The organism is Olivibacter sp. XZL3 (assembly GCF_004368405.1).
In the GTDB taxonomy this organism is placed as follows: domain Bacteria; phylum Bacteroidota; class Bacteroidia; order Sphingobacteriales; family Sphingobacteriaceae; genus Olivibacter.
The window spans coordinates 32145-50001 of sequence record NZ_SBJH01000059.1; the positions used below are offsets into that span (position 1 = coordinate 32145).

The window sequence follows — 17857 nt, forward strand, 5'->3', positions numbered from 1 at the left end:
TGAGGATGAATTTAAGAAAGAGTGCCGTTAATGGTACGATTTGGACCAGCATATCTTACGGCTTTCAGGCTGTTACACAAATACTCCGCCTGTCTATCTTAACCCGATACCTTGACAAGTCGGATTTTGGTCTTGTCGCTATAGTTGTTTTAGTTTTGGGATTTACCCGTATTTTCGCTGACTTAGGCGTATCTGTTTCGCTTTTTTCAAAGGAAAAGATTTCTCGGACTGAATATAGTAGTCTATATTGGGTAGGGATTATATTAAGTATCTTCTTGTATGTTGTACTTATTTGCTTCTGTCCCCTAATCGCCCGATTTTATAGTCAACCGAGCCTGGTCCAGCTTATTCCGATTATGGGACTCGATTTAATATTTACAAGCGCGGGAAGACAGTTTAGAATCTTTCAGCAAAAAAGTCTACAGTTTAAGTTTTTAGCTTTTACCGATATTTTGACGTCGATTGTGTCCATTGGCGTTGCAATTGTATTAGCAGTAAAAGGATTTGGAGTTTATAGCTTGGTATATTCAACGATTTTTGCGTCTTTTTCTTCCTCTTTAGTCCTTATTATTTCCGGAATAAAGACTCATCCATTATTCTTTTACATAAATTTGAAAGAAGGCAGGAGCTTTTATAGGATTGGTCTTTATCAGACTGGGGCGCAGATATGCGACTACATCGCTTCACAAATGGATGTTATCATAATTGGTAAGATTTTGCCAGTTGGCGAATTAGGAGTTTATAACCTTGTAAAGCAATTTACGTTTAGAATTTATAATATTTTAAATCCGGTTTTAACAAGTGTATTCACACCCGTTTTAGCTAAATTGCAAGGCGATATAGTCCGTTTAAAAGAGAAATATCTAACGCTATTGCAAACAGTGGGGCTAATGAATGTACCGATCTACGCAACTGTTGCTATATTCTCAACACAGATTCTGACAATTATGTATGGAGCCGCTTACGCCGAATATAGTTTCATGTTGCAGATTTTTTGTGTATGGGGGGCGATACTTTCAGTTGCTAGCGTGTCTAGCGTGATAGCCACTGTTACCGGGAGAACGGACTTGAATTTTCGATGGACTCTTTTTCGCATAATATATAATCCGTTGTTTGTATTGGTGGGCGCTACATGGGGAGCTGTCGGGGTAGTTATTGGACAGTCATTTTATGCGTTGTCTGTCTTACCGCTGTATTGGTTTATTCTCATCCGAAAAATAATGCCTACGCTCGGTCTTAAGGCTTATTTAAGTGCGTCTATTAAAGGTGCAGTGATTAGCGCCGGCATTATCTGTATAGTTATATTTACATTTGACAGAATGCATTTTGCAGATTCAATATTACGCAATATTGTTATCTGGCTTATATATGTATCTTTATTCTTAGCTTTGAATTTTCGAGGTATTAAGAATATCTATGAATTAGTTCGAGAAAGAAAATGATATAAAGCCAAGGTGAGCGCCATAATCTATGATTACAGTAATAATCCCTACATACAATGATTGGCAGCGGTTGTCGCTGTGCTTACGATCGTTAGAACGGCAGACGCTAGACAAAAGCGAATTTGAGATTCTCATTGTTGATAATAACCCGTATCACAACTTGCCTTCCAATTTTTTTCTACCGGTTAATGCGCGGGTTTTTCATGAACCTATTCCCGGGTCGTATGCTGCAAGGAATTACGGTATACAGAAGGCAGAGGGTGAAATTTTTGCGTTTACCGATTCAGACTGTATTGCCGATAAAAATTGGTTATCAAATGGCTTATTGTTTTTACAAGAAAATAATGAAGTCGGTATAGCCGCTGGGAAAATAGAATTGATATATGCGAATGAAAAGAAAACGTTGGCTGAAATGTACGAAGAGGTGTTTTCCTTCAAGCAAGACCGCACAGCCAGTAAGGGGTTGAGTGTTACTGGCAATATGATGGCGCGTAAGCATGTCTTCGATTTAGTAGGTCCCTTCAATGCACAACTGTACTCAGGTAGCGACTTTGATTGGTGTCGCCGCGCAACTGCAAAGGGTTTTAAACTTTCCTATGCGTCTGAAACTGTGATAAGACATCCAGCACGAAGCGAAATGCTGAGTCTTATAAAAAAGTTTAAACGGGTCGCTGGTAAGGGTTATGAAAGTAGGTTGACAGCTATATTCATGCTGCTGAGAAGTTTTTTACCGCCTTCCCCACGAGATGCTATTGTTCCGATTAAAATATATGGCAAGGGCTTATCAGTTTTAAACAAGATCCAAATATACTTTTTGCATTATTATTTTAGGGTTATATTTGGGTTTGAAGCAACACGTGTGACGTTCGGGAAGCGGCCACAGCGCGCTTAAATTTTTTAAATTTGATGATGAAAAAAATTTTATACATATCTTTTGTAGACTATTTAGATCCGACAGAGCTGGGAGTGATAAAAAAAATAGAAGGTCAGAAGTATGCATTCGCAAAATTTGGATTTGAAGTTCATCACATTTATTATAGAAAGGGAACGATATTTTTGAATGATTCGGTAATAGGCACCATCGACGGTCCAATGAAAAAATATATATCTCAGCCGAATTATATCGTATCAGCTTTAAGAGGTCAAAGTCTCCATTACGATGTTATTTATATGCGGTATCGAATGATGCCTCCTAATTTTGCTAAGATATTTAAGTACCTCCGCTCGCATTCAGATAAAATTTACATTGAGTATCCAACATATCCATATCAAGTTGAGATGAGGCAGCATAAGTTGATCAAAAGTTTAATGATTTGGCTCGATTGGCTCACGCATAAAAAGATAGCACCATTAATTACAAACGCTGTTACAACGCAAGACTTTTGGACTATAAATGGGGTACAAACTCTTCGAATAAGTAACGGATACTCGTTTTCAGCGCAGAATCTAGGCTTTTCGTTGAAAACGGTCGGTAATGTGTTTAATTTGATAATGGTAGCCAACTTTGCTATGTGGCACGGCGCGGACCGAGCTATACGTGGGATAGCAGAATATTTACGAGAAGAAATTGATTCGAAAGTCAAGGTTCTCCTACACTTAGTAGGCGGTGGACATGAAATTGAGAACTTAAAGGTTTTGGTGAATGAGCTTAATCTTCAAGACTTTGTAGTCTTTCATGGTTTCAAATCCGGCGAGGCTTTAAATGAGTTATATAACCAAAGTCATATCGGATTGGGATTACTAGGTTTGCATCGTGTAGGTATGAGTAGCCGAAGTGCCTTGAAGGTCTTTGAGTATATGGATTTTGGCTTGCCGTTTGTGATAGCTCATGACGATTTGGAATTGACCGCTTACGATTTTGTATACGAACTTCCAAGTGACGACACACCTTTGCCTATTTTTAGTTTATTGCAGTGGTATAGCAGAATTTCGTCTTCGCCTCAGCAAATTAAGGATGTCGGTGTACGCAATTATAGCTGGGAAACGCAAATAGAAACCATTATCAGTTAAAATTGAAAGTAAACTCAGTCCCATACGAATTCTCTAATACAAGAAAGCTTCTCAATGATCTTAACTTGAGGAAACTTATTTGTATACTTTTGACTGTAGTTACACTTTTGGATTCATATATACTCTGGAGCCAGACCCATTTGGGAATGGCTGTTCACTACTCATTAAAAATTGTCAACGTTGTTTGGTTACTTTTCTTGTTGTCTCGAAATTCAAAGCAAAACTATGTTTTGTTCTTAATCTCAATACCTCTTTTGTGGGCGACAGTAGACGAAGAAAACGTCTTCAAATCGGTTATGTACATAGTTTCTATGGCTATGCCTGTTTGGACTTTCCTGCTACTTAGAAATGATGAAAAGGTGTTTATTGCAAGGCTCCTTCTTAAATGGATAGCTATTTTAATGGTGCCTGGACTTTTCTTTTATATTTTGTTTCAGTTTGGAATTGATCTTAGAAGTGGCGTGTGGATACGACCTTCCGATTCTAGGTCTTATATCGTGTTTTATCATCTTCTTTATTCTTTAGAGTTTGTGCGCTACAGATTTTTTGCCGTTTTTGATGAGCCTGGCGTCGTGGGGACCTTTGCCGCCATGGTTGTCTTTTATTATAGAAACGTCTTGCCAAAATGGCAATATCGACTTTATTTAGTGGCAGGAGTTTTATCCTTTTCAATGTTTTTCGTCGTACTTTGTTTACCCTTAGCGTATTTTTCGAGGATAGGCGTCGCTACTATGCAAGAAAAGATAAAAAAGATATTCTTTACATTTTTCTTTCTGGGAGCCTCTTATCTTCTGTTATGTTTTACTATTCCAATAATTAGTGCATCAAATCCAATCATTCAACGTGCACTGAATGATCGCTTGATATGGAAGGGCGATTTTATTGTAGGTTTGGAGAATAATAGGGAGGTCATGACAGAAGGGTATGAAAAATTTGTAACGGAAGGAGGGATGCAATACTGGCTTGGGAATGGCAAAGGATCTTATCGAGAAGAAACTGGTACCGGAAGTTTATCATACAGAGTTGCAATCTTCGAAAAAGGAATGCTTTTTACAATATATATATTGTCATTTTTTATTGTTATTCACCCTTGGCGCAAACAGTTTCTTTTCAGCCTAATCTCTTTGGGCGTGATCTTTTTAACCTATTATCAACGTCCGCTTTTGTATAAGATTGATATTTTTATATTATTGTTTGTAGGTATAATGCTTGCTCAAGGGGCGTCGCCATTAATAAAAACAAACGAGTTAGATAATGATGTGTAAGTTGGCATTTGTAGTTCCTTCTTTGGCTAACAAAGGACCTATTTTGGTTGTAAGGGATATCATTTCAAATTTAAATAGAGAACTGTTCCAAGAGATTGTTGTTTTCTATTTTGACGAAATTGAAGAGCCTATAGAAGTGCCCGCACAAAAGAGGCGAATTTCCTTTTTTGGGAAAGAGTCATTTTCAGAGTTTAATGTTATACATACCCACGGCCTTCGACCTGATTTGTATGTGCGGAAAAATCGGCGGTTCATAAAATGCTTTTGTCTGTCAACAACCCACAATATTGTCAAAGAAGAGTATAGCGTTAGCCATAATTTCTTGCTTGCATCTTTTGTTGAGAAATTGTGGGTATATGCATTGAAAAAACATGATTCCATCGTCACGCTCACCCACTATATGGAACGCTACTATAAAGCGCTATTGCCAAAGATCAAAACTGTAGTTATCCATAATGGTCGAGCATTGCCGGCTTCCTATAACAAGATTAGCAAGGAAGACGATTCAAAACTCAAAACACTCAAGGAAAGCAATATTTTGATCGGATCAACTTGCTTTGTTACTAGACGCAAAGGCCTTAGCCAGGTGATCAGAGCTCTTCCTAGTTTACCCGGGTATGCTTTCGTTTTAGTGGGGGATGGTCCGTATTTAGAAAATTTAAGACGGTTGGCAAGCCAGTTGAAGGTGGATGATAGGTGTTTATTTCTTGGTTCAAGACGAGAGGTATTACCTTATTTGTCTTACTTTGATATTTATGCAATGGTGTCTTACGCAGAAGGCGTGCCGCTCGCTTTATTAGAAGCGGCAAGTATTGGCCTACCGGCCGTTTGTTCGGATATACCTGTGCACCGGGAGATGTTTAATGATAATGAAGTAAGGTTTTTCAATGTAACCGACCTAATGTCACTGCAAAAAGCTATATTGTCGGCAAATGAATCAAAATCGAAACTTTCCGTAGTTATCAAAGAGGCTTATGATAATCGGTTTACGCCAAAAATTATGGCAAGCAAATATGAGAACGTTTATCTTGCAAACTGGAAGAATAGCTATTAGGGATACTGGTATGATTTATGATCAAAATTCTGAAAAGTTTTACAATTAAAGAAAGTTTTATGCATTTGAACAAGACGACTAAAACACTTTGCTTATTTTTTTTTCTATTCTTTGCCTGCTTTGAGTTAAATGCGCAGAACCAGTTTTTTCTCGTTAAAGGGGGGCAGTCATCTTATTGCATTGCCCTTCCGAAAGATGCTTCCTCAGAAGAAAAAAAAGGAGCGGAGGAACTTCAAAAATATCTTCAAAAATTTACAGGTGCGCAACTTGTAATTAATCAAGAAGGGGCCGTGGGAACGCAGAAAGCTATTTATATCGGCAATTCTGAAAAAGCGAGGAAAAGCGATATATTCGCTGGAGTCAAAAATGACGGCATCAAAATCGCAGTGCGGAATGGTGATTTGTTTATTGGAGGAAATAGTCGTAAAGCCCCAGTATATGCAGTTTATTCGTTTTTTCAAAAGATAGTCGGAGTAGAATATCTTGCGCCCAATGTGTGGCAAACGCCTAAATCGCGCGATGTTTTCGTTGACGAAAACTTTTCGTTAATCGAGAACCCGACATTTATATTCAGGGATATATATAATGAAATAGCTTATGATCCCTTATATATGGATTGGCATAAGATCACACATGCCCTAGATCGGGGTGCAGGTTATTCGGAGTGGGGAGCTTTTGCTCATACATCTTTTCGACTCGTTCCCCCTACGACATATTTTTCAAAGCATCCCGAGTATTATTCTCTTATCAACGGTAAAAGACAGGCAGTGCAGTTATGTTACAGTAATCCTGAAGTATTGAGCGTATTAAAACAAGCTTTAGAAAGGCAAGTTAAAAGCAAACCGAAGGCAAAGTACTGGTTTGTTGCTATGGAAGATGTTGATAAGGTTTGTCAATGTGATAATTGTAAGAAGGAGCACGATGTTTATGGAGTAAGTGGGCAATTAGTGCGTTTTGTTAATAACGTGGCCGCCGCTTTTCCGAGCGAAACCATAGTGACCCTAGCATACGACCAAACACGATTCGCTCCAAAGCCCGGCGTCAAACCAGCATCGAATGTCCTAATTTGTTACGCTCCAAGTGGTGCCTTTCATAACGTTTCGTATGCGTCCTCAGCCAATAGTACTGTGGATAAACATTTGCAGGGCTGGAAAGCGATAACCAATAATCTGATGATCTGGGATTATACAGATTTTTACTCAAATGTCCTACTGCCGTATCCAACGCTCCCCACTTTTAAAGCGAATATCAACTATTTTAAGGACAACGGTATAAAATACGTGTATGAAGAGGGTTTTGAAAAGCTTAAAGGAGGCGATCTGCATGAGCTTAAAACGTATGTTCTGGCAAAACTTTTATGGGACCCAAGTTTAAGTCAAGAAGATCTGGAGAAGAATTTTACTGAGGCATATTATGGGAAAGCAGGAAAGCATGTGTTAGAATATTTGAATGCCCTGAAAGCGAATGTGGCTAAAGAAAAATCTGCTCTCCGTTTTTGGGGCGGACAACAAGGGTATTTGAAACCGCAATACCTCGAGCAATACGATAGAATATTAGATAAAGCTGCGAAAGCCGTTGCAGGGGACTCGGTTTTACAAGAGCGAGTTGACCGCACGCGCATCGGTGTAGACTATTGTTTGCTGACTTCCGATCAGCCTACAAAAGGACTCGTGAGTACTATTTTAAAGAAAGTTTCAGCGAATGGAAGAAAAGAGCGGTTTTTGCGGACGGCAAAAACTCTAGGAGTCGAGAATATGAAAATCAACAAAAAAGCTGTTTCTTTGTCAGATCTAATAAAATAGCATTGAGAAATGGCGGTTTCCGTGTTGATGTCGGTTTATCATAAAGAAAAAAGTGAACAGTTAAATCTCGCCCTAGAATCCGTTATAAATCAGACTTACAGGCCTAAAGAGATTGTTTTAGTGAAGGATGGTCCGCTAGGCGACGCATTAGAGCGCACCATAGAGGGTTTCGTTCGACGATATCCGGATCTAATGAAGGTGGTTGCACTGAAAGAGAATCAAGGCTTGGGATCAGCTTTATCTATAGGCTTAACGAAGTGTAGTTATGAATGGGTCGCAAGGATGGATTCTGACGATATAGCGTTTCCGACTCGGTTTGAGAAGCAAGTCCAATTTCTAACAAAGAACAGAACTGTTGACATTTTGGGGACTAACATTGAAGAATTTAATCGTGTACCTGGAGATTTGAAGCGTTATAAAGTTAATCCAGAAACCCATGAGGCATTGATTAAAAATATTCAATTCCGAAGTCCGTTTAATCATCCCACTATTATGTTTCGTAAAGAGGCAGTTCTCGCTGCCGGCAGCTATTCTGGAGAGATTTTGCTTTTTGAAGATTATACATTGTTCCTTAGAATGATGAAAGCTGGCTGCAGATTTCACAATCTTCAAGAGGTTTTGCTGTACTTTCGTATAGGCGATGGTCTTGAGACTATCAAGAGGCGCAGTGGATTACACTATGCTAAAAAGGAGTTGAAGTTTGTTTCGTACGCGCTAAGGATTCAGGCTTTCAGTCTTCTGCAGGCAGCTACTTATGTCATAACCAAAATACCAATTCGTTTGCTTCCTCCTAAGATGGTCTTGTTTCTTTATAATAGCTTTTTAAGAAAGAGGAATATATAATATTATTAATTAGTGGTATGCGATTGTTATATACCGGTCCATCCGGATTTGTAGGAAGAAATCTTGCTGAAGTATTTGCGGGGAGGTATGAACTGTTTCCCTTTTCGCTTAACAGAGACGATTGGACTGGTAAATGGCCCAATGATGTAGATGTAGTTGTCCATCTGGCCGGTAAGGCTCACGACGTAAAGAAAGTGGCACGGCCGGAAGACTATATTGAAATAAATACCAATTTAACGAAACGCGTGTTTACGGAATTTCTAGCAAGCTCAGCTAGAGACTTTATTTTTTTGAGTAGTGTCAAAGCTATTGCTGACACGGTGGAGAATTCGCCTCTTACCGAGGAAGCTCCTCCAAGGCCGCTTACGCCATACGGTCGTTCTAAATTACAGGCTGAAGAGTACTTATTAAGTAAAGCCCTGCCACCAGATAAGCGTTTGTTTATTCTACGTCCTTGCATGATTCACGGCCCAGGAAACAAGGGCAATTTGAACCTACTATACAGCGTCGTCAAAAAAGGAATACCTTATCCGCTTGGCGCGTTTACCAATTTGCGATCGTTTCTTTCGATAGGGAATCTTTTATTTGTTATCGAATCGATCATTAACAAGTCGGAGATTCCAAGCGGCGTTTATAATGTCGCTGATGATACCCCATTGTCTACAACGGAGGTGATAAAGGTCATTGGGGAAGTCAGCGGCAAAAAAGTACGGATTTATTCCCCTAACAAAGGTTTAATAAGAGCATTGGCCAGAATAGGCGATATTTTACATTTGCCATTCAATTCAGAAAGATTAAAAAAGATGACAGAAAGTTATATAGTAAGTAATGAAAAAATTAAGCGTGCTATCGATATAGAAAGCCTTCCGATTTCATCTAGGGAGGGTTTAAAGAACACGATTAAAAGTTTCGACATTTAAAAGCACATGATCTATTTACTTATATTTCTGCTGTTGTTTTTGCTGATCCGGATCTATTTCCGACTTGCCGATCATTTTAATATCATCGATAAACCAAATGAAAGAAGTTCCCACACCGCCCTTACCATCCGTGGCGGCGGGATTGTATTCTACTTTGCCGCACTTTTTTATTTTTTTTGGTCGGGCTTTCAGTATCCCTATTTTTTTCTAGGATTAACCCTGGTCTGTCTGATCAGTTTTTTGGATGACCTCTTTACCCTCTCCAGTAAGTTAAGGATTGCGGTGCATTTTGTTGCTGTCAGTTTGTTGTGTTATCAATTGGAGCTGGGCACGTTTCCCTGGTGGGTTCTATTACTCATTTTGGTAGTCGTTATCGGTATGCTGAATGCCTATAATTTCATGGATGGTATTAATGGCATTACGGCCATGTACAGTTTTGCGGTGTTGTTTTTACTTTGGTATATGGATACCAAAATAAATTACATCGACGAGCGGTTTCTATACTGTATTGCACTCGGTAACCTAGTTTTTACATTGTTTAATTTTCGGACGAAAGCAAAATGTTTTGCCGGAGATGTAGGCAGCGTGGGAATGTCCTTCATGCTCGTTTTCATTTTATGGTGTCTAATTTTATATACACAAAACTTCATATACATATTATTTTTGGCGGTTTATGGCATAGATAGCGTCTTAACAATAGTACATCGGCTATTGAAAAGGGAAAACATCTTCGAGCCACACAGAAGCCATTTATATCAGTACCTAAGCAACGAAGCCAAGGGGAATAGGCTCTTAATCGCCTTTTCTTATGGCTTATTGCAACTTTTGATTGGCTTACTTGTTATAGAGTTTGCAGGTAAAGAGCTTGGTGTTCAGGTAGTTTTTTCCTTGGTGCTGTTACTTCTATTGAGTGCAGCCTATATAGCGATTAAGGGCCAGGTGTTAAAGCGGATCCAAGGTAAAGGCATTTGATATAGAATACGTATTCTTAAGAGCTATTTAGCACTGGAAATTTAGGTTGATTACAAATCGCTTGATTCAAATGTGGCAGGAAGTGGTTAATTTTGTTTAATTTTGTATCTTGGTGCATTGAGTTTCATAATTATGGTGATGGTGTAAAAGATTTCTATAAAAAGTTGGCTCTTTAACCTGTATGCAAAGTAAACAGTATATCGAATGAGGAAAATTTTAACCGATGACAAAGTACTTCCCAGATGGGTCATTTTTTTGGCCGATTTAATTTTGGCGAGCTGGGCCTTTGTGTTAGCCTATTTTATATCGGAGGAGTTTAGGTTTCCTGAAATATTGAGAGGTCATTTTTTCATTTATACCAATTCATTTGTTTTTGCCTGCATTCCGGTGTTTTACTTGTTGAAAACGCATACCGGACTGATTCGCTATTCAAATATGTCGGATATACTCCGCATATTTCTGGCCATGTTGTTCACGAGCATTTTCTATTACCTCTTATTGATTACCGTTGTACAGCCGTATTTCGGGATCCATTCCTTGCGTATTAAACAGGTGCTATTGGTAAACTTTTTTATAGGCTCGTCACTATTGATTTTTTTACGTATGGCTGCGAAAGGCACCTTTCGGTACTTGAGCGACCGCGTTGAAAAGAAGGATAAGATCAATGTGCTTGTCTATGGTTCGGATGATAAGGCGGTGCTGGTAAAGCAAGCCCTTGAAAGAAGTGTTACCTCCCGTTACAAAGTGGTGGGTTTTATCGATATTAAACGGGCACGGTTGAATAATTCCTTGGAACAACGCAAGGTGTACCATATTAAAGATCTGGCACATTTGAAGCGTACAAAGAACGTTGATAAGCTGCTTCTGTTGAACGATCGACTTAATGAGCGCGATAAGCAAGTGGTCATCGAGCGATGCTTGCGAGCGGAAATACAGGTGGTAACGGCGCCAACCCCGGATAAATGGCTGTCCGGTACCATTATTGAATCCCAGATCAAAGACCTCCGCATTGAAGATTTATTGCAAAGGGAGCCGATAAAAATTGATAACGCCCGTGTAAAAGCAGATTTATTTAATAAGCGGGTGCTGATTACGGGCGCGGCGGGATCCATTGGATCCGAAATTGTGCGGCAGGTGCTCGCTTATCGGCCGAAATTATTGATACTCTGCGATCAGGCCGAATCTCCTTTACACGAGATGCAGCTGGAAGTAGAGGAATCCTTCCCGGATATAAACTGTGCAATCGTGATTGCCGACGTTCGCAATCACGGACGTATGGAAGAGCTGTTCCAACAATTAAGACCGCAGTTGGTTTATCATGCTGCTGCGTATAAGCACGTCCCCTTGATGGAGAATAATCCATGCGAAGCCATTAGCACCAACGTGGGGGGGACGAAAATCGTTGCGGATCTGGCGGTGCAATACGGTACGGAAAAGTTCGTGATGATATCAACCGACAAGGCTGTGAATCCTACCAATGTAATGGGATCTTCTAAGCGTATCGCGGAGATTTATACACAGAGTTTAAATAACTGCCATTTTAACAAAAATACCCGGTTTATCACTACGCGTTTTGGCAATGTGTTGGGCTCCAATGGATCCGTGATACCAAGGTTTCGTTCGCAAATCGAAAAGGGTGGCCCGGTTACCGTAACCCATCCTGAAATTACTCGGTATTTTATGACAATTCCTGAGGCGGTGCAGTTGGTATTGGAGGCCGGAACGATGGGTAACGGCGGGGAGATATTTGTCTTTGATATGGGGCAACCGGTTAAGATCGTAAATCTTGCTAAAAAGATGATTAAGCTTGCCGGTTTACATCCAGGTGTTGATATCGATATCGTTTATACCGGTTTACGGCCCGGTGAGAAATTATATGAAGAGCTGTTAAATTCTGACGAGTTGACCTTACCTACTCATCACGAAAAGATCAGTATTGCCAAGGTTATTAATCACGATTATGTCGACGCTTGTATGGCGATAGAGAACTTGCTGGAACTGGCTAAGAAATTAGATAATATGGCGGTTGTGAAACAGATGAAGGTTATTGTTCCTGAATTTGTGAGTAAGAATTCTCCTTTTGAAGAGCTGGATGAGGAAAGTGAAGTATTATAAATGGTACAGAAGCTCACGGAAACTTCGAAGATTGCGATAATAGGCCTCGGCTATGTCGGCCTTCCCTTGGCTTTGGCTTTTGCGAGAAAATTTAACGTGCTCGGTTTTGATATCGATACATCAAGGATAGAAGAATTAAAGCAAGGTTGCGACCGCACCGGAGAAACCAATATATTGGATTTAAAAGCCAAAAAGATGCTGGCCTTCAGTTCCGACGTCGCTAGTATAGCCGATTGCAACATCTACATTGTCACCGTTCCGACTCCCATAGATGCTTTCAAAAAGCCGGATTTAGGTCCGTTATTGACGGCCAGTAAGATGTTGGGCAGGGTGTTGAAAAAGGGCGATGTGGTTGTTTATGAGTCCACCGTTTATCCGGGATGCACAGAAGAGGATTGTGTACCCGTTTTAGAAAAGTATTCGAAACTCAAATACAATGAGGACTTCTTCGTTGGCTATTCCCCCGAGCGCATCAATCCCGGTGACAAGGTTAATACCATCACCAAAATTAAAAAAGTGGTCAGCGGATCAACGCCTGAGATCGCTGCTTACATTAACGATTTATACGCTTCCATTATTGAAGCGGGCACCCATTTAGCGCCCTCAATAAAAGTGGCAGAAGCGGCCAAAGCCATAGAGAATGCACAGCGAGATGTTAATATTTCGTTTATGAATGAGTTAGCGCTGATTTTCGACAAGTTAAATATCGATACGCAGGATGTAATCGAAGCGGCGTCTACTAAATGGAATTTCTTACGATTTACTCCGGGTTTGGTTGGAGGGCATTGTATCGGTGTAGATCCTTATTACCTTTCGTACAAAGCAGAACAAGTAGGCTACAGTCCGCAGGTTATTTTGTCCGGACGTCGGGTGAACGATCAAATGGGGGCTTTCGTTGCCAATAAGGTTGTGAAGATGATGATAGCAAAGGATCGACCGATTAAGCATGCGCGGGCCTTAATCCTAGGGCTTACCTTCAAGGAGAACTGCTCGGATATTCGTAATACCCGTATTGTCGATATTTATATCGAATTGAAACAGTTCGGCTTACAGGTTGATGTCTATGATCCCTGGGCGTCGAAGGAGATTGCCAAAACGGAATACGGGATCTCGCTACGGGCGAAGCCGGAGGATAATGAGTGTTATGATGTAATTATTCTGGCCGTAGCCCATGACGAATTTAATGAGCTGAATTATCGCAGGCTGAAAAGTCAAAACGGTATTCTTTTTGATTGTAAAAGCGTGTTAGATAAGTCGTTGGTGGATGCACGTTTATAGCTGCTCGCTCCAGCGCTTAATGGATCCATAAAGTATGCACAAGAACGCTGTCTTATGGTAGTAAGAGAATCAGTTCAATGGTACGATGACCGCGAAAATTATGTATTTTTACATAAAAATGTGTTGCGCCAAATTTAAGGTTCTCTTAAAACTTTGGTATCCTGATAAATGTGAATGCTATGTTTTCTATATTTAAGTCTGCTCCCGTCCATTTTCCTTTAGGCGAACTGCTCCATACTGATATGCATTCCCATATCCTTCCAGGCATTGACGATGGTGCGAAGGATCTTGAAAGCTCCCTGAAGCTTATAGGCGGTTTGAAAAGTATCGGGTATCAACAATTTATCGCGACGCCACATATCTATGCCGAAGTCCATCCCAATACGGCCGCAAGTATTAGCGCTGCCTATGAGCGGTTGAAAGAGGAGGTGGAACGGCAGCAGCTGGAAGTGCCAATCCGCTATGCTGCGGAGTATATGCTGGACGAGCAGTTTGAGGCTAAGCTGGGGAATGAAGCACTTTTACCACTGCAGGGCGATTTGGTACTGGTCGAAACCATGTTTTTTTCAGAGCTTCCCAACTTCTCGAATGTCCTTTTCAAGATACAGACGGCAGGCTATAAGCCGGTAATTGCCCATCCCGAACGCTATCACTTTATGTTTGGTAACCTCGCAAAGGCGGAAGATTTAAAAAGTAGAGGTGCCCTTTTACAGGTCAATGCCCTCTCGCTTACCGGTTATTACGGTAAATACGAAAAGCAAACGGCTTTAAGCCTTTTAGAAGCAGGGCTGGTAGATTTAATCGGTACCGATTTACATCATGATCGTCACCTACAAAAATTGCTTAATTATAAAATTGATCGCAAAATGCGGCGGATGCTGGAAAATGCGCCGCTGTTGAATTCCAGCCTTTGCCTGCAGAGATCTTAGCTGCTCTGTATGCGAGATATATGGAAGGAGCACAAAAAATTGGCTGAACGGATGATGTGTAAATATTTTTGCTTTAGCGTAAAAAAAATGTTACCTTCACGTGTTCAACCACGAAAGCGATGTTTAAATTCAACAAATTACCATGCTATGCCGTCATCGGCCTGGTTCTTTTATGCAGTGCCGCAACGAGCGCTCAGGCGCCAAATCCATTGGACAAGAAGGTGACTTTCAAGGTTTATGCCGCCGAGCGCTTAGAAAGTGTGTTCTTTAGGTTAGAATCCCATATGGGCGCCAGGCTCGAGTTTAACGTCCTCGACTTTGCCTCGTTAAAGGCCAAGCCGGCGGACTACCAAGCGGCGGCTGTAAAGGACGTACTTGAAGAGCAGCTCGACGGAACTGATTTTAAGTACGAGCTAAGAAATGGAAAACTCATTCTTTTTAAAAAAGAAAAGGCTCCAAGTAAAAAGGAAACGCGCTGAGATTGGAGTTGATACTGGTTTAGTACTATCTTACTATACTTTAGTACTTCTTTAATACTGGAGATTACAGATGTCCCGGGCGCTGGTCGACATGACGACAGCAGCACTTCTTTGCTATGAGGAAGTAAGAAGGTGCCATACCTCCAAATACCTCCCTGCCTATGCAGGGAGAAATCTGACGGTGGGTGGCGGCAGTCTCGAGGACGCCTCATTATTTAGGGTATTGGTTAAAGAATCTCTTTGTTTTTTATCTGGGATGAGCTCAGCAGTTTCTGCAATCTTTTCGAAAGAAAAAGCTCGTTAATCATCATCTGCTCATCTGCATTCCGGGCGCCCGATCCGATAAAACTGACGTCTTCGTCTTTTAATAGTTTTTGGGCCAAGCGTTTTGCCTCCGCTCCGTTCGTTCCCAGGAGCGAGTTCATATCTGTCTGCAACAAGCAGCCCAGGGTGCTGATCCGATGAATGTTCCGGTAATTGTCCAGCAGGCAGCTGTAAGTTTCCGCTTTGGTGAGCACCGGTATAAGATTTTTATTCACCAAGAAAGCAACAGCATCTTCCAGATCGCTGCTTAAGATGTCGTTATCGGCTTCTATGAAGATGTATTTACCTCTTACCGACTCCAGTTTTGGTCCGTTCAGCTCCGAGCCGTCCTCCTGCAAGTGATAAAGCCGTACTGTACGAAGCGGCAGCGCCATGTTGAACGTAGAGGCATCTATCGTTTCTTTATTCACTGCGCCTATGATGTAGTCATAGCCCGAATTGCGCAGTTCTTCCGTCACTTCATTGGTGTTGAAATAGCCGAAACCTGGTTTCAGCAGATCGACATGTATATCGGCAAAGAGTATGCTTCCAATCCCGTTGGCCGGATACGTTGCCGAGTGCTTAGGTAATATTGAAAACATGTCCATACGATTTTAAAATGTTTAACCTCTGTGTTTACCCAAATTTACGATAATTCTTGCTGTGATACTTTTTTAATCGTGACTTTGTGTTTAAAACGCTGTTTTCGGTATGTAAATGGTAGTAAATGGTTTGATTTATTATAAAAGCCTCAAACAATCAGCATACTAGCCTTCAAATCGGGGAAAAAAGTTCTTCCGATAGGGAGATGCGTTCCATCCAGGAGCAGCAGTTCTAACTGATTGAAGGACTGGATGTGATCGCGATTTACCAGATACGATTTATGTACTCGCATAAAAGGATGTCCCAAAGGAAGCTTTGCTTCAAACTCTTTTAAATTCTTCCGGAGGGCTACGCGGCGATCACCGATTTTAAGTTCTACGTAATTCCCGTTCGCCTTTATGAAGACGAGATCTTTTAGCGATACACGATGCTTGTTCCTGCCCATGGGTAAGAATAATCCCGGTTCTTCCTCTTTTTGAAAGTGACTGATGGCCATCTCTATCGCCGCGTACAGGTCTATTTTTGTGCAAGGCTTAATCAAATATCCATAAGGGCGTGTTTCTTTTGCCTGTTCAATCATGGCCGGATCGGCGTAAGAGGTGGTGAAAATAAAAGGAATCTCTTTTGCGCGCGCAACCTTCGCAATGTCGATGCCCGTCCGGCTATTCCGAAGTCCGATGTCTAGCAGCAAAAGATCCGGTCTTTTTTCCCTGATCGCACAAACAGCCTCTTCGTAACTGGAGGCAATGCCACAAACGGTGTAGCCAATTTCTTCGAGCATAGCTTGCGTATCCATCGCAATGATAAGCTCGTCTTCAACTATAAGAATTCGTAAATTTTGCATCTATGTTCCAATAAATTTAATGTTAAAAATGGAGGCATCGTTAAATTCGTAATCGATTGTTCCTTGTAGTTGTTTAGTCAGGTTGGTTAGCAACCGTAGGCCCATCGTGCCCGGGCTTTGCCAGTTTACGTCGGAGCTTATCCCCTTGCCGTTATCCCTATAAAGCAAGTGGTAGCGCCCTCCCTCTTCGGACGATAACTGGATGTGTAGTTTTAATTGCTCTTCTGTGGGTTTGGCATATTTGATCGAGTTGGTTATCAATTCTGTGATGAGAAGCCCATAAGGGATCACCGTCTCCGCTGTCATAAGCGCCGTACAGACGTCGATTTCATTGCGCACTTCGCGTCCATGTTCGGCGTAACTTTTAAGGATGTAATCTACCAGATCATTGGTATAGTGTGCTAAATCAATAAGGCCTTCGCGATGGTCAGTGTATAGTTTTTGATGCACCAGCGACATTGACTGTAAGCGCATTACAGCGTCTTGAAGCGCTAATTTCACATCCGGATGATCGCTCGAGCGACGGTACATGTTCAGTAAAGAGGACACAAATTGCAGGTTGTTTTTAACGCGGTGATACGATTCGTCCGGTAAAAGGGAACTCGAATGACGTTCCTGAATGAGCGCTGTATATTTTTCTTCCAGCTGTTTGTGAACTTCTGTTAATTTTTTAATGCGTAATTTGTTATTCCGATGGCCTATAAACAGGGCGACTAGCAGCACAAGAAATGCACAAACAATCCAAGGGGCATCCCAATTGAGCCATACCGCGCTTCCAGAAAGACTAAAGGCAAATGTGGAACTGGAAAATCCGTTTATCATGTTTGAAATCAACAAAATCTTTGTTAAATAAAAAGCCATTTACTTGTTAAGCTGTTTAAAAAGCATTTAATTTTCATCGTTGCAGGCAGCATGAAATAGAGTCAAAAATCATCGTTCAGCATGGTGGAGCTTTTAAGACAGCGTCCTGTTTTTCAAAGTCCACTGCGAAAACAATA

At 41.0% G+C, this 17857-nt stretch carries 16 protein-coding genes; 13 read left to right on the forward strand and 3 right to left on the reverse strand.

Features of this window, described 5'->3' with window-relative positions:
* The first annotated feature begins 5 nt into the window (after window positions 1-5).
* The 13 genes from EPX21_RS12435 to EPX21_RS12495 all read left to right on the forward strand — a co-directional run bounded on the left by EPX21_RS12435 (window position 6) and on the right by EPX21_RS12495 (window position 15109).
* A complete protein-coding gene (locus tag EPX21_RS12435; RefSeq protein WP_134090018.1) occupies window positions 6-1442 on the forward strand; it encodes an MOP flippase family protein in 1437 nt (478 codons plus the stop codon).
* A gap of 28 nt (window positions 1443-1470) precedes the next feature.
* Window positions 1471-2334 carry a glycosyltransferase family 2 protein gene (locus EPX21_RS12440; protein WP_134090019.1) on the forward strand — a complete coding sequence of 288 codons (864 nt, stop codon included), beginning with the start codon at window positions 1471-1473 and terminating at the stop codon, window positions 2332-2334.
* A gap of 14 nt (window positions 2335-2348) precedes the next feature.
* A complete protein-coding gene (locus EPX21_RS12445) occupies window positions 2349-3452 on the forward strand; it encodes a glycosyltransferase (RefSeq protein WP_134090020.1) in 1104 nt (367 codons plus the stop codon).
* Between the two features lie 146 nt (window positions 3453-3598).
* Entirely contained in the window at window positions 3599-4717 is a 1119-nt protein-coding gene (locus EPX21_RS12450) for a hypothetical protein (RefSeq protein WP_134090021.1), read from the forward strand.
* On the forward strand, window positions 4707-5771 hold the full coding sequence (locus tag EPX21_RS12455; RefSeq protein WP_134090022.1) for a glycosyltransferase family 4 protein: 1065 nt from the start codon (window positions 4707-4709) through the stop codon (window positions 5769-5771). The genes EPX21_RS12450 and EPX21_RS12455 overlap by 11 nt, the downstream gene beginning before the upstream one ends.
* A gap of 59 nt (window positions 5772-5830) precedes the next feature.
* Window positions 5831-7573, forward strand: a complete 1743-nt coding sequence (locus EPX21_RS12460) for a DUF4838 domain-containing protein (RefSeq protein WP_166670748.1) — start codon at window positions 5831-5833, stop codon at window positions 7571-7573.
* Between the two features lie 9 nt (window positions 7574-7582).
* Window positions 7583-8416, forward strand: a complete 834-nt coding sequence (locus EPX21_RS12465) for a glycosyltransferase (protein ID WP_134090024.1) — start codon at window positions 7583-7585, stop codon at window positions 8414-8416.
* Window positions 8417-8433: 17 nt separating this feature from the next.
* Entirely contained in the window at window positions 8434-9336 is a 903-nt protein-coding gene (locus EPX21_RS12470) for an NAD-dependent epimerase/dehydratase family protein (protein WP_134090025.1), read from the forward strand.
* 6 nt (window positions 9337-9342) lie between these two features.
* A complete protein-coding gene (locus EPX21_RS12475; RefSeq protein WP_134090026.1) occupies window positions 9343-10308 on the forward strand; it encodes a glycosyltransferase family 4 protein in 966 nt (321 codons plus the stop codon).
* A 204-nt stretch (window positions 10309-10512) separates the two neighbouring features.
* Window positions 10513-12423, forward strand: a complete 1911-nt coding sequence (locus EPX21_RS12480) for a nucleoside-diphosphate sugar epimerase/dehydratase (RefSeq protein WP_134090027.1) — start codon at window positions 10513-10515, stop codon at window positions 12421-12423.
* The gene (locus tag EPX21_RS12485; RefSeq protein ID WP_134090028.1) at window positions 12424-13701 is read left to right on the forward strand and encodes a nucleotide sugar dehydrogenase; all 1278 of its coding nucleotides are present in this window, start codon (window positions 12424-12426) and stop codon (window positions 13699-13701) included. It abuts the gene before it with no gap.
* Between the two features lie 179 nt (window positions 13702-13880).
* Window positions 13881-14630 carry a tyrosine-protein phosphatase gene (locus tag EPX21_RS12490; protein ID WP_134090029.1) on the forward strand — a complete coding sequence of 250 codons (750 nt, stop codon included), beginning with the start codon at window positions 13881-13883 and terminating at the stop codon, window positions 14628-14630.
* A 119-nt stretch (window positions 14631-14749) separates the two neighbouring features.
* Window positions 14750-15109: a hypothetical protein gene (locus tag EPX21_RS12495; RefSeq protein WP_134090030.1), complete on the forward strand. Its 360-nt coding sequence runs from the start codon at window positions 14750-14752 to the stop codon at window positions 15107-15109.
* Between the two features lie 227 nt (window positions 15110-15336).
* On the opposite strand, the gene EPX21_RS12500 is transcribed toward EPX21_RS12495, so the two are convergent.
* From EPX21_RS12500 to EPX21_RS12510, 3 genes are all read right to left on the reverse strand, one after another.
* Window positions 15337-16014 (reverse strand): CpsB/CapC family capsule biosynthesis tyrosine phosphatase, encoded by a 678-nt coding sequence (locus EPX21_RS12500; RefSeq protein ID WP_134090031.1) that lies wholly within the window; start codon window positions 16012-16014, stop codon window positions 15337-15339.
* Window positions 16015-16163: 149 nt separating this feature from the next.
* Window positions 16164-16859, reverse strand: a complete 696-nt coding sequence (locus tag EPX21_RS12505) for a LytTR family DNA-binding domain-containing protein (protein WP_134090032.1) — start codon at window positions 16857-16859, stop codon at window positions 16164-16166.
* Entirely contained in the window at window positions 16860-17681 is an 822-nt protein-coding gene (locus EPX21_RS12510; RefSeq protein ID WP_166670749.1) for a sensor histidine kinase, read from the reverse strand.
* Window positions 17682-17857: the final 176 nt, after the last annotated feature.